The organism is Nocardia sp. 852002-20019_SCH5090214 (genome assembly GCF_001665865.1).
Taxonomy (GTDB): domain Bacteria; phylum Actinomycetota; class Actinomycetes; order Mycobacteriales; family Mycobacteriaceae; genus Nocardia; species Nocardia nova.
The window spans coordinates 68,359-80,495 of record NZ_LZMK01000117.1; the positions used below are offsets into that span (position 1 = coordinate 68,359).

The following is a 12,137-nucleotide window of genomic DNA, read 5'->3' on the forward strand; positions in this document are numbered from 1 at the left end:
CCTCAGGCTGTATAGATCGTCACTCCGTCGCGGACGGTCCGCAGGCAGCGCGGGAGTTCGGCGCCCTCTTCCAAGGACGGAAGGCCGGGGACGCGGGAACGCGGATCGGTGGACCAGCGCTGGACCGTGTCCGATGCCGCGGCGACGACGAGTTCCGCGGCGTCCCACACCGCATAGCTGGCGGGAGCGCCCGGAACCAGGGTTCCGGCGACACCGTCGCGCACACCGCCGGCCCGCCATGCGCCGCGGGTGGCGGCGGCGAAAGCGGCGCGCGGGGAGATGTGGTGGCCCGGGGTGCGGTGGTTCGCGGCCGCGCGGATGGCCTCCCACGGGTTCAGCGCCGTCACCGGGGCATCGGAGCTGATCGCCAGCGAGATACCGGCGGCGGCCATCGCCGCGAACGGGTTGGTGGCCGCGGCGCGTTCGGCGCCCAGCCGGGTGGCGTACATCCCCTCGGCACCACCCCACCCGGCATCGAATCCCGGTTGCACGCTGGCGATCACGCCGAATTCGGCCAGTTTCGCGATCTGGCCGGCATCGAGCAGTTCGGCATGTTCGAGCCGGTGGCCGCGGGTGGCCACCGCCGGTGCGCCGAGTTCGCCGGCGACCCGGGCGAAGCCCTCGACCACCGCATCGATGGCGGCGTCGCCGATGGCGTGGAATCCGGCTTGAATCCCGGCCTCGGTGCAGGCCCGGACATGGGCGGCGATCGCCGCGGCGTCGAGGTAGGAGACACCGGTGGTGTCGCGGTCGGCATAGGGTTCGCGCAGCCAGGCGGTGTGGGAACCGAACGAGCCGTCGACGAACAGGTCGCCGGCCAGCCCGTGTACACCGAGTTCGCCGAGCAGCGCCCGCGCCTCGTCGGCCGAGGTGACGGCCTCACCCCAGTACGCGCGCACCTGCACACCGTGCTCGAATTCCAGCAACTCGCGCACGTCGGTGCGTCCTGCGATCTGGGGGCCCGCACATTCGTGGACGGCGACCACACCGTGCGCGGCCGCGTAATCGAGTGCGGCGGCCCGAGCCCGGTCGCGCTGAGCGCGGTCGAGACCGTCGAGTGCGGCCTCGCGAACGAGGTGATGCGCGTCGGCGCGAAGCGGTGCGCCGGCGGTGTAACCCGCGGCCGCGCGAACGCCGCTCACCGTGTCGAGCAGCGCGGTCGAGGCGACCGCGGAATGGGCGTCCACGCGGGCCAGATAGGCCGGACGGCCGGGCCCGGCGGCGGCATCGATCTCGTCGACGGTGGGCGGGCGGCCCTCGGGCCAGCGGGTTTCGTCCCAGCCGTCGCCGATGATCGTTCCGGTATGGGTGGCAGCGTACTCGCGTACCAGATCCAGGCACTGTGCCAGCGAATTCGCCTGGGACAGGTCCAAACCCGTCAGTTGCAGGCCGAGCGCGGTGACGTGCACGTGCGGATCGACGAAGGCCGGGGCGACGAAAGCGCCGTCCAGATCGACGATTTCGGCGTCGGGGTGCAAAGCGCGGCCGGGGCGCTCGGCGCCCAGCCAGACCACGGTGCCGTCGGTGATTGCCATCGTGGTGGCATCGGGGGAACTGGAACTGTAGATTCGGCCGCCGACCAGCAACTGGGTACTCACGGGTGACCAGTGTGCCGCACGGCCGGCGGCCCGCGATCAGTGCGGGTCGGTCAGCGGGGGTCGATCATGCGCCGCGCGTGACCCTGACCGTCGTCGTAGTACTGCTCGACGACCACACCGTCCACGACCTCTCCGGAGGGTTCCACCACCACGCCGCGATAGCCGGTGGCCATGGTCAGCCGGTCGATGCGCCGCAGCGCCGCGGCCGAGACCAGCGGTCGCAGCAGCGCGCGGGTCGGAAGAAGCAGTAGCAGTCCGAATACCGAGGTGACCAGGCCGGGAACGAACATCAGCAGCGCGCCCACCCCGACCAGCGCGCCGTCGGCGACGGCGGTTCCCGGGGCGATCTCGCCGCGGCGGGCACGACGGAACTGCTGGAAGACCCGGCGGCCCTGGGAACGCACCAGGATCAGCCCGAGCGCGGACCCGGCGATGAGCAGCAGAATGGTCGGCACGGCACCGATGAGGTGGCCGACCACGACCAGCGCCGCGATCTCGACGACGAGATAGAGGGCGAACAACAGGGCGGGCATCGGCGATCCTTTCCACGATCTACCCTGCCCAACGCGCGACGACCCCGTTTTTCTCCCGATTCGGGCATATCGTCGCTCACCCGGTCAGGTACCGGGCGTGACCAGCCCGGTTTCATAGGCCAGCACGACCGCCTGCACCCGGTCGCGCAGTCCCAGTTTGGTCAGCACCCGGCCGACGTGAGTCTTGACCGTGGCTTCCGAGAGATACAGCTCGGCGGCGATCTCGGCGTTGGAGCGCCCGGCGGCGATCTGTTCGAGCACCTCGCGTTCGCGCGCGGTGAGCACGTCGAGCACCGATGGGTCGCGCACGCGGGCGGGGTCGGCGACGATCAGCCGGTTCAGCAGCCGTTTGGTCACCTTCGGCGAGACCACGGCGTCACCGGCCGCGACGCTGCGGATGGCGGAGATCAGATCCTCGGGCGGGGTGTCCTTGAGCAGGAAACCACTGGCGCCGGCCCGCAGGGCGCCGAGTGCGTGTTCGTCGAGATCGAAGGTGGTCATCACCAGAACCCGGCTGCCACACCCGGATTCGAGGATCTGAGCGGTGGCGGCGACGCCGTCGACCACCGGCATCCGCACATCCATCAGCACCACGTCGGGGGCCAGCTCACCGGCCAGGCGCACGGCGGTCGCGCCGTTGTCGGCCTCGGCGACGACGTCGACGTCCGGGTGCGCGCCCAGCACCATCTTGAGTCCGGCACGCATGAGTTCCTGATCGTCGACGACGAGTACGGTGATCGGCACCGCACCAATCTAACCGGGACTCCTCGCCCGGTCAGTCGGGTAGTTCACGCTGCAGGGGAATGGTGGCGCAGACGCGCCAGCCGCCCTCGGGACGTCGTCCCACCGCGAGGGTGCCGCCGAGTACCGCGATCCGCTCCCGCATCCCGACCAGTCCCAGTCCGCTGCCGGCGATGCCGTTGCGCAGCGCGGTGTCGTCCACGACGGGAGCCTGCGTGGCCACGGTGGACCCGGTCGCGGACGGCCCGGCGTCGCCGCGGTCGAGCACCTCGACCAGCACGTCCGCGTCGCGCCGCCGCACCCGCACCCAGGCCTGTGGGTCGGGGCCGGCGTGGCGGAAGGTGTTGGTCAGCGATTCCTGCACGATGCGGTGCATGCCGAGGCTCACCTCGGGGGCGACATCGTCGAGTTCCCCGGTGAGTTCCAGTTCCACGGCCAGCCCGGCGCTGCGCATCATCTCCACCACCTTCGCCAGTCCGGCGGTGCCGTGTTGCGGCAGCTGCTCCGGGGCGTGCTCGGTGCGCAGCAGTTCCACCGTGCGGCGCAGTTCCCGCAGCGCCTCGCGGCCGGTGCCGGCGATGGTGGCCAGCGCCTGTTCGGCGACCTCGGGGTCGCGGCGCAGCGCGTATTTCGCCCCGTCGGCCTGCACGATGATGACGCTGACCGCGTGGGCGACCACATCGTGGAGTTCGCGGGCGATGCGGGTGCGTTCGGCCGAGACCGCGTCGTGGGCGCTGCGTTCGCGGTCGTAGTCGGCGACGGCGAGCCGGGCCGCGACCTCGGCGTCGTAGGCGTGGCGGGCGCCGAGGAATTCCGCGAGGGTCCAGCACAGCGCGTAGAACATGATCAGGAAGCCGATGACGATCGGCACCGACTGGTCGACCACGGCCAGCGAGAACGCTCCGTCCACGGCGAGGCCGACCAGATACAGCAAACCCTCGCGCCGGCCCACGTACGCGACGAGGGTGTAGAGCGCGACGCCGACCGCCAGCAGCGCCGGCGGCTGCAGATCCTCGTGCAGGACCACGCTCACCGCGCTGGTGGTGATCGACAGCACCAGCAGGGCGACCGCACTGGCCCGCGGATAGCTGCGCCGCCAGATCACCGGCACCGGAACCAGCAGCCCGAGGATCAGATAGACGATCGCATGATCCTTGCCGCCGAGCGTGAGCAGATCCAACAGCACCAGTGCGGCCGCGAGGATGGAATCGGCGACCATGGGTTTGCCACGGAGCCACAGACTGAATCGGCGCACTCGCTCAGCCTAGGTGGCCGCCACCTCGACACCGCGCGCCACGATTTGCCGCACGTCGCCGACTCTGATTGGGTCGCCGCCGTGGGTATGGCCGAGTGGGCGGTGCTGCTGCCCGCGGCCACGGCCGCAGGATGGGTGGACGCGGTGGTGGGCGGTGGCGGATTGATCATTCTGCCGACACTGCTACTGGTGGCGCCGACGCTGCCCCCGCAGACCGCGCTGGGCACGAACAAGATCGCCGCATTCGCCGGAACCAGTGCCGCAGCGCTGACTTTCGCGCGCCGGGTGCCGATGCGATGGCCGCTCATGCTGTCGGGTGCGGCGATCGCGGCGTGCGCGGCGGCCGCCGGTTCGGCCGCGGTGGCCCTGATCGACCGGCGCTATTTCATCCCGATCGTGATGACGGTGCTGATCGGTGTCGCGATCGTGGTGGCGACGCGGCCCTCGATCGGGGTGACGATGGCGACCCACCCGCCGACCCGGCGCCGCACGATCCTGGTGGTGGGCCTGTCGGCCGGGCTGATCGGCGGCTACGACGGGCTGGTCGGCCCCGGTACCGGCACCTTCCTGATCATCTCCTTCGCCACCCTGCTCGGTACCGAGTTCGTGCGCGCCGCGGCCATGGCGAAGGTGATCAACTGCGGATCCAATCTCGGCGCGCTGATCCTGCTCGCCGCCACCGGGCACATCATCTGGTCGGTGGGCCTGGGCATGGCGGTGGCGAATATCGCGGGCTCCGTGGTGGGTTCGCGGATGGCGATCGCGCGCGGGGCCGGGTTCGTGCGCGCGGTGCTGCTGATCGTGGTGACCGCGATGGTGGTGCGCCTGGGCTGGCAGCAGTTCGGCTGAGCGGCGCTCAGCAGCGCGCCTCCGCGGTCAGATGCCGGCCGGCCGAGAGCCAGGGCGCCAGCACCCGCGAGGTGGTCTCGCGGATGGTGCGATGCAGCCGTTCCCCGTCCTCGATCGCGTGGCGGCCGGAGAACAGCACGGTCAGCGCACCCGACACCGCCCCGACGACGGCGCCGACCAGCGCGGCCGCGCCGACCTCGTCCAATTCGTCGGGGAAGGCGTCGCGCAGCCGCCGCGCGATCTCCTGCTGCGCGGCCAGCTGGGCGTGCGCGGCCCGGCCGCTGACAGCGGGGACGGTGCGCGAGACCTGGGCGCGCAACACGGCGATGCGGGCCGCCAGATCGTCGCCGAGGTGATCACCGGGATTGTCCCCGGCCGCCCGAAGCGCGCGCAGCAGCACCTCGACGGGTCGTTCGTCGGCACGACGGCTCGCGATCGCGGCCACCGCCGCGGTGACGCGTTCATCGGGCTCGGGGAAGAGCAGTTCCTCTTTGCTCTCGAAGTAGTTGAAGAACGTCCTCGTACCCACCTCGGCGGTCGCGGCGATATCGGCGACGGTGGTCGCCTCGTAGCCGCGGGATTCGAACAGATCGGCGGCAGCCTCGAGGAGGGCGCGGCGGGTGCGTTCCCGCTTACGGTCACGGAGTGCGGATGGCGGCACGCGGGCAGACAGTACGCCATCGGCGCCGCAACCTGCGGCAGGCTGCGCGTTTCGCGCGCGTTTCAGTCCGTGCCACACCGCATTTCGTGCATGTTTGCATCGTCTGCAATCATGCACGGCGTGTCGCGTTGGGTCCCAGAGTGTTTCGCCGCACCCGTCGGCCGATCCGGTGGCCCGGCCGGCGTTCAGCAATTAGCGTAGGCCGGGTGAGCATCGCATCTGCGGCCGTGGACGACCAGTTCCGCGCGCTGCCGCTGGCCGCCCTGACCGATGCGGCGTTGACGGCGGCGCGCGCGGCCGGCGCCGAGTACGCCGATCTGCGGGTGCATCGGCTGCTGACGCAATCGATCCGGTTGCGCGACGGCCGCGTCGAATCCATCGACAATGCCGACGACCTGGGCTTCGCGGTCCGCGTGATCGTCGACGGCACCTGGGGTTTCGCGTCGCACTGCGAACTGACACCCGCGACCGCCGTGGCGGTGGCCCAGCGCGCGGTCACCGTCGCGGCGACGCTGCGGGCGCTCAACCGCGAGCGGGTCGAACTCGCCGGCGAACCGGTCTATCGCGACGCGACCTGGGTCTCGCCCTACCAGGTGGACCCGTTCACCGTGCCCACGCCGGAGAAGGTCGCGCTGCTGCAGGACTATTCGCAGCGCCTGTCCTCGGCCGCGGGCATCGATCACGTGACGGCATCGGTGCTGCAGGTCAAGGAGCAGACCTACTACGCCGACACCGCGGGTTCCACGATCACCCAGCAGCGGGTGCGACTGCATCCGCAACTCGAGGCGATCACCGTCGTCGCCGCGACGGGGGGTTTCGAGACCATGCGGACCCTCGCCGCGCCGGCCGGGCGCGGCTGGGAGTACGTCACCGGTGCCGACGGCGTCTGGGACTGGAACCAGGAACTGGCACGGATGCCGCAGTGGCTGGCCGAGAAGGTCGCCGCGCCGTCGGTGACGCCGGGCCCCACCGACCTGGTGATCGACCCGACCAATCTGTGGCTGACGATTCACGAATCCATCGGCCACGCCACCGAATACGATCGCGCGATCGGCTACGAATCGGCCTACGCCGGAACCTCCTTCGCCACTCCCGACAAGCTCGGGACGCTGCGCTACGGCACCCCGATCATGCACGTCACCGGCGATCGGACTCAGGAGTACGGCCTCGCGACGGTCGGCTACGACGACGAGGGGGTGGCCGGGCAGCGCTGGGATCTGGTGCGCGACGGCATCCTGGTCGGCTATCAGCTCGACCGGGTCTTCGCGCCTCGTCTCGGGGTGCCCCGGTCCAACGGGTGCTCCTACGCCGATTCCGCCCATCACGTGCCCATCCAGCGCATGGCCAACGTGTCGCTGCAGCCCGATCCGGAGTCCGATACCAGCACCGCCGAGCTGATCTCGCGGGTCGAGGACGGGATCTACATCGTCGGCGACCGGTCCTGGTCGATCGACATGCAGCGCTACAACTTCCAGTTCACCGGGCAGCGCTTCTTCCGGATCCGCAACGGGGAGTTGGCCGGTCAGCTGCGCGACGTCGCCTACCAGGCCACCACCACCGACTTCTGGGGCGCGATGGAAGCCGTCGGCGGCCCGTCGACCTGGGTCCTCGGCGGGGCGTTCAACTGCGGTAAGGCCCAGCCCGGCCAGGTCGCGGCGGTATCGCACGGATGTCCATCGGTGCTGGTGCGCGGGGTGAACATCCTCAACACCCGCCAGGAGGCGGGGTGAGTAACCCTCGCGCAGCCACTCGCCGCGCCGACCGGGTGCGGGTGTCCCGCCACACAGGAGGCGGGGTAATGGCCACGATTCGGAATTGGCACACAACGCGGGAGGCCGGTCGGTGACGATGATGCACGGCGCGGAGGTCGTGGAGCGGGCGCTGGCCGTCGCGCGCGCGGACGAGACGATCGTCATCGTCACCGACGCGTCCGAGGCCTCGCTGCGCTGGGCCGGCAATTCCATGACCACCAACGGGTCGTCGGTGTCACGATCCTGGGCGGTGGTGTCGATCCTGCGCGAGGGCCCACGCTCGGCGCGGGTGGGCAGTGTCGGTTCCACGAGCGTGGATCCGGCCGAGATCGAGGCCGTGGTGCGCAGCGCCGAAGAGGCGGCTCGCACGGCCGAGCCCGCCGCGGACGCCATGCCGCTGCTGGACCCGGAAACCACGGGCGCACACCCGGATTCGGAGTGGGCGGGCCCCGTGCGCGAGACCGGCATCGAGGTATTCACCGGACTCGCCGGTGAGCTCGCGGTCGGGTTCGCCGGCGCCGACCGGCTCTACGGTTTCGCCCACCATCAGCTGCACACCACCTGGCTGGGCACCTCCACCGGCATCCGCCGCCGGTGGACCGAGCCCACCGGATCCATCGAGATCAACGGCAAACGCGGCGGGGACGGCGATCCCGCGAGCGCCTGGGTGGGCGCGCCGACCGCCGACTTCACCGATATCGGCGTCACCGCACTGCTGGCCGAGCTGAGCCGGCGCCTGGACTGGTGTGCCCGCCGGGTCGAGCTGCCGGCCGGTCGCTATCCCACCCTGCTGCCGCCCTCGGCGGTCGCCGACCTGCTGATTCCGATGCTGTGGTCGATGGACGGACGCGGCGCCCACGAGGGGCACACCGCATTCGCCCGGGCCGGCGGCACCCGCATCGGGGAGCGGCTCACCGACCTGCCGCTGACGTTGTACTCGGATCCGACTGCCGCGGGTTTGGAGTACCGGCCGTTCGTCGCGACCGCCGCCTCATCGGAGACCTCCTCGATCTTCGACAACGGTCTCTCGGCCGGTCGCGTGGACTGGCTGCGCGAGGGAGTGATCGAGTCGCTGATCTATCCGCGCGCAGTGGCCGCGCAGTACGACGCTCCGGTCACGGTGGCCGGTGAGAATCTGCTGCTGAGCGGCGGGACGGACACCACTCTCGAGCAGATGATCGCCACCACCGAGCGTGGCCTGTTGCTGACCTGTCTGTGGTACATCCGCGAGGTCGATCCGGCCACGCTGTTGCAGACCGGCCTGACTCGCGACGGCGTGTACCTGGTGGAGGACGGCGCGGTCACCGCCGCGGTCAACAACTTCCGCTTCAACGAGAGCCCGCTGGATCTGCTGCGCCGCGCTACCGAGGTCGGCGCCACCGAGATCACGCTGCCGCGCGAATGGAAGGACTGGTTCACCCGCACGGCCATGCCGCCGATGCGGATCCCCGACTTCCACATGTCCTCGGTCAGCCAGGCCACCTGAGCGCGGTCACCCGCACTCAGCGCATCGATCGCGGCCGCAGCCGCACGACGACCGTGCCGCGGCCGAGGGCGGCGCGCAGCTGTTCCCGGTCGACGTTGCCGTCGGCATCGAGGCTGATACCGGCGAAGCGGCCGTGCGTCGGATTCTGGGTGAGGATGATGCGGTAGGGCTCGGCGATCTCCTCTTCACCGGAGATCACCTCCCAGTCCGCGAGCCGCTCCCGGCCGCGCCAGGTGATCCGCACCGGTTCGCCCGGCCGCAGATTGCGCCGCCAGCCCGCCGCGGTGCCGACCAGCAGTGCGCCGTCGGATTCGGCGTAGCCGACCGGATTCGCGTAGACGCGGCCGGTTTTGCGCCCGACCACGGTGACGATCATCAATTTCGCGCTGAGCAGGCGATGCAGCGGCGACCGCAACAGGGCGCGCATGCCGGCGTCGACCGCCGTCTGCATGCGCAACCGGCCCCGGCCCGCCGATTCGCGGGCGGTTCCGGCTGATGGGGGTGTGCTGGGAGTGGACATGTCGACAGCTCCGATCAGTATTTTCGAGTGCCTACTCAGAAAATACGACGGGTTGCGGCATACTGCAAGGGCACGAACCGATCGGAAGGGACACGCGGTGCCGCGCCAGCACGCCCAGAACACCGAACCGCCCGCACGCACCCGGGGGCGGCCGCGCAGCGGAGTGCGGGAGGCCGTCATCGTGGCCGCACAGGACGTCCTCACCGGTTCCGGGGTCGCCCGGCTCACCACCAAGGAAGTCGCCACTCGCGCAGGCGTCGCCGAGTCGAGCATCTTCTATCACTTCGGCGATCGCACCGGCCTGCTCCAAGCGGTGATCCAGCATCACCTGCGGCCGCTGAAGGATATGCTCGCCGATTCGTCCCGTTCCGCGGACGCGGCCGAATCCGCCGATCTGCGAAGCGATCTCGTACACCTGGTGGCCGTGCTGGAGGACTTCTTCCGTGCCGCGCTACCGGTCATGGCGGCAATCGACTCCGACGCCGAATTGCGCGCGGTGTACTCGGAACGCAGTCGCGACTTCGATCTGGGCCCGCATCGCGCCCTGGACGTGGTGATCGGACACCTGTCGGCCCGCCACCACATCGTCACCGAACCACGCACCGCCGCATTACTGCTCGTGGGCGCGGCCCACCAGCGAGCACTCCAGTCGCGAATGAGCCCGCCGGAGGCACGGGCCGCACTCCCCTCCCCGGATGAGATAGCCGACGCGACCCTTCCCCTGTTCCGCGCGGAAAACTCCTAGTTACGGTCAGGCCGAGGCGCTGAGGCGCGCGGACTGCCACACCTCGGCCAACTCCTGCAGCGGAATTCCGAGCGCCCCGGAGAGTCCGACGACGGTGCCGAATGCCGGGCTGGGCAGCCGGCCGGATTCGATCTTACGCAGCGTTTCCGGTGAGATGCCGGCCGCGCGGGCGATCTCCGCGGGGTCCCGATCGCCCCGGACCGCACGTAGATGCGCGCCCAGGCGGCGACCGGCCTCTACCTGGGCCGGGGTCAGCGGAAGTCGAACCATGCCCCCAAGCATAGAGCTGGTATTCAAATACCGCTACGGTTAGAGTCGGTATATAAATACCGATACCAGGGAGGTTTCGTGGTCGAACTGAAGACAGCCGCCGAGATCGAGCGGATGGGCGTGGCCGGACGCTTCGTCGCCGAGGTGCTCGCGGAGCTGCGGGAGCGGGCCGAGGTCGGGGTGAATCTGCTCGATCTGGAAAAGTATGTGCGGCAGCGCATCCGGGAACGAGGGGCGGTGTCGTGCTATTGGGACTACGCGCCTTCGTTCGGGCGCGGCCCGTTCCGCAACACCGTCTGCCTGTCGGTCAACGACGCGGTTCTGCACGGACTCCCCTACGACTACCGGTTGCGCGACGGTGATGTGCTGACCATGGATCTGGCGGTCTCGGTCGACGGCTGGGTCGCCGACGCCGCGGTCAGCACCATCGTCGGCGCCGCCGATCCCGAGGACGCCCGGCTGGTGGCCGCGACCGAGGAGGCCTTGGCCGCCGCCGTCGAGGTCGCCCGGCCGGGAGGGCGGCTCGGCGACATCTCCGCGGCCATCGCGGGCGTCGCGCGGCGGCACGGCTACCCCGTCAACACCGAATTCGGCGGCCACGGGCTCGGCCGCACCATGCATGAGGATCCGCACGTTCCGAACGCCGGTCGCGCCGGGCGCGGCATGCGGCTCGTCCCCGGCCTGACCATCGCGATCGAACCCTGGTTCGCCCGCACCACCGATCGCATCATCACCGATCCGGACGGATGGACGATCCGTTCCGCCGACGGCTCGCGCACCGCACATTCCGAACACACCGTCGCCATCACCGACGCGGGCCCCCGAATCCTCACCCACACGGCATGATCACCCCTGGGCCATGCCGATCAGGCAGTGTCGTTCGGAGCAGGATCGGGGAACGAAGGTCGGTGACGCTCCGCCGCCGCCTCCGGGCTCGACCGATTAGGCTCGGCAGTCGTGGACAATCCTTTCGGCCCCGCCGGTACCGCGAACTACGTTCTGCTCACCACCTACAAGAAGGACGGCACGCCGGTCGGGGCCCCGGTCTGGGTGGCTCCCGACGGCGACCGGCTGGTGGTCTGGACCAATCCGAAGAGCTGGAAGGTGAAACGGCTGCACCGCAACGCCGCGGTGACGGTCCAGGCCTGCGACGCCCGCGGCCGCACGTCCGGATCGCCGGTGAGCGCCGGGACGGCGCGCGTCCTCGATGGCGACGGGACCGAACGGGTCCGCGATCTCATCGCCCACAAATACGGCGTGATCGGCACCCTGCTGATCCGCGGCCACAAGTTGATCTTCGGCAAGGATCGCTCGGTCGGGCTGGCGATCACCGCCCAACCGGCGGGGCAGTGACCACCGCCGATCGAGTGAGATCGTCTCGGATCAGGCTGGGGCAGCGGCGATTTCGATGCCGATCGTGCCCTTGCGGCCGCGCCGCAGCACGCTGCCGGTGACGATCAGCCAACCCATGAGCGAATACTTGCGCTTGATCAGCTGCCGGGTCCGGTCGCTGCCCTCCTCGTCGAGCACCCGGGCGGTGCCGCGCACGATCTCCCCGTGCGGCTTACCCGACACGCTGCAGGGCTGCAAGGTGACGTCCGGATTGCGCCGCACCCGCTTGACCTTCCAGGCCGCGGTCTCGGTCCAGACGTACAACTTCGCATCGTCGAGCGCCGCCCACACCGGGGTCGCGACCGGTGTGCCGTCCTTCTTGTAGGTGGTGAGCAG

14 protein-coding genes are annotated in these 12,137 nt (G+C 70.2%); 6 read left to right on the forward strand and 8 right to left on the reverse strand.

Going from position 1 to position 12,137, the window contains the following annotated elements:
• Positions 1-2: 2 nt before the first annotated feature.
• From A5780_RS09760 to A5780_RS09775, 4 genes are all read right to left on the reverse strand, one after another.
• Positions 3-1,598 (reverse strand): amidohydrolase, encoded by a 1,596-nt coding sequence (locus A5780_RS09760; protein ID WP_064908253.1) that lies wholly within the window; start codon positions 1,596-1,598, stop codon positions 3-5.
• 50 nt (positions 1,599-1,648) lie between these two features.
• Positions 1,649-2,131: an FxsA family protein gene (locus A5780_RS09765; protein WP_063013551.1), complete on the reverse strand. Its 483-nt coding sequence runs from the start codon at positions 2,129-2,131 to the stop codon at positions 1,649-1,651.
• 84 nt (positions 2,132-2,215) lie between these two features.
• Entirely contained in the window at positions 2,216-2,875 is a 660-nt protein-coding gene (locus A5780_RS09770; protein WP_064908255.1) for a response regulator transcription factor, read from the reverse strand.
• A 31-nt stretch (positions 2,876-2,906) separates the two neighbouring features.
• The gene (locus A5780_RS09775) at positions 2,907-4,127 is read right to left on the reverse strand and encodes a sensor histidine kinase (protein ID WP_064901193.1); all 1,221 of its coding nucleotides are present in this window, start codon (positions 4,125-4,127) and stop codon (positions 2,907-2,909) included.
• An 87-nt stretch (positions 4,128-4,214) separates the two neighbouring features.
• Between A5780_RS09775 and A5780_RS09780 the strand changes: the two genes are divergently transcribed.
• Positions 4,215-4,976 carry a TSUP family transporter gene (locus A5780_RS09780; RefSeq protein WP_228816858.1) on the forward strand — a complete coding sequence of 254 codons (762 nt, stop codon included), beginning with the start codon at positions 4,215-4,217 and terminating at the stop codon, positions 4,974-4,976.
• A gap of 7 nt (positions 4,977-4,983) precedes the next feature.
• Here the strand turns inward: A5780_RS09780 and A5780_RS09785 are convergent, their stop codons facing one another.
• Complete coding sequence (locus A5780_RS09785; protein WP_081879689.1) at positions 4,984-5,637, reverse strand: TetR/AcrR family transcriptional regulator; 654 nt, start codon at positions 5,635-5,637, stop codon at positions 4,984-4,986.
• Between the two features lie 206 nt (positions 5,638-5,843).
• Here A5780_RS09785 and A5780_RS09790 point away from each other — a divergent pair, with 206 nt between their 5' ends.
• Together A5780_RS09790 and A5780_RS09795 are read left to right on the forward strand one after the other, a co-directional pair.
• A complete protein-coding gene (locus A5780_RS09790; protein WP_082976373.1) occupies positions 5,844-7,367 on the forward strand; it encodes a TldD/PmbA family protein in 1,524 nt (507 codons plus the stop codon).
• Between the two features lie 118 nt (positions 7,368-7,485).
• The gene (locus tag A5780_RS09795) at positions 7,486-8,874 is read left to right on the forward strand and encodes a metallopeptidase TldD-related protein (RefSeq protein ID WP_064908256.1); all 1,389 of its coding nucleotides are present in this window, start codon (positions 7,486-7,488) and stop codon (positions 8,872-8,874) included.
• Positions 8,875-8,890: 16 nt separating this feature from the next.
• On the opposite strand, the gene A5780_RS40785 is transcribed toward A5780_RS09795, so the two are convergent.
• Positions 8,891-9,394 (reverse strand): nitroreductase/quinone reductase family protein, encoded by a 504-nt coding sequence (locus A5780_RS40785; RefSeq protein WP_169812404.1) that lies wholly within the window; start codon positions 9,392-9,394, stop codon positions 8,891-8,893.
• Between the two features lie 97 nt (positions 9,395-9,491).
• Here A5780_RS40785 and A5780_RS09805 point away from each other — a divergent pair, with 97 nt between their 5' ends.
• A complete protein-coding gene (locus tag A5780_RS09805) occupies positions 9,492-10,139 on the forward strand; it encodes a TetR/AcrR family transcriptional regulator (RefSeq protein ID WP_064908257.1) in 648 nt (215 codons plus the stop codon).
• Positions 10,140-10,145: 6 nt separating this feature from the next.
• On the opposite strand, the gene A5780_RS09810 is transcribed toward A5780_RS09805, so the two are convergent.
• Entirely contained in the window at positions 10,146-10,409 is a 264-nt protein-coding gene (locus tag A5780_RS09810; RefSeq protein ID WP_039778318.1) for a helix-turn-helix domain-containing protein, read from the reverse strand.
• A 78-nt stretch (positions 10,410-10,487) separates the two neighbouring features.
• On the opposite strand from A5780_RS09810, the gene map reads away from it, so the two are divergent.
• Both map and A5780_RS09820 read left to right on the forward strand, forming a co-directional pair.
• Positions 10,488-11,255, forward strand: a complete 768-nt coding sequence (gene map, locus A5780_RS09815) for a type I methionyl aminopeptidase (protein ID WP_064901201.1) — start codon at positions 10,488-10,490, stop codon at positions 11,253-11,255.
• 111 nt (positions 11,256-11,366) lie between these two features.
• Entirely contained in the window at positions 11,367-11,762 is a 396-nt protein-coding gene (locus A5780_RS09820) for a PPOX class F420-dependent oxidoreductase (protein WP_064908258.1), read from the forward strand.
• A gap of 30 nt (positions 11,763-11,792) precedes the next feature.
• Here A5780_RS09820 and A5780_RS09825 read toward each other — a convergent pair.
• The coding region (locus A5780_RS09825) for a PPOX class F420-dependent oxidoreductase (protein WP_231982905.1) at positions 11,793-12,137 on the reverse strand (345 nt) is incomplete at its 5' end.

Coding starts and splice junctions, on each gene's coding strand:
- A5780_RS09765 (WP_063013551.1), bottom strand. CDS start 2,131: ATGCCCGCCCTGTTGTTCGCCCTCTATCTCGTCGTCGAGATCGCGGCG.
- A5780_RS09780 (WP_228816858.1), top strand. CDS start 4,215: ATGGCCGAGTGGGCGGTGCTGCTGCCCGCGGCCACGGCCGCAGGATGG.
- A5780_RS09795 (WP_064908256.1), top strand. CDS start 7,486: ATGATGCACGGCGCGGAGGTCGTGGAGCGGGCGCTGGCCGTCGCGCGC.
- A5780_RS40785 (WP_169812404.1), bottom strand. CDS start 9,394: ATGTCCACTCCCAGCACACCCCCATCAGCCGGAACCGCCCGCGAATCG.
- A5780_RS09810 (WP_039778318.1), bottom strand. CDS start 10,409: ATGGTTCGACTTCCGCTGACCCCGGCCCAGGTAGAGGCCGGTCGCCGC.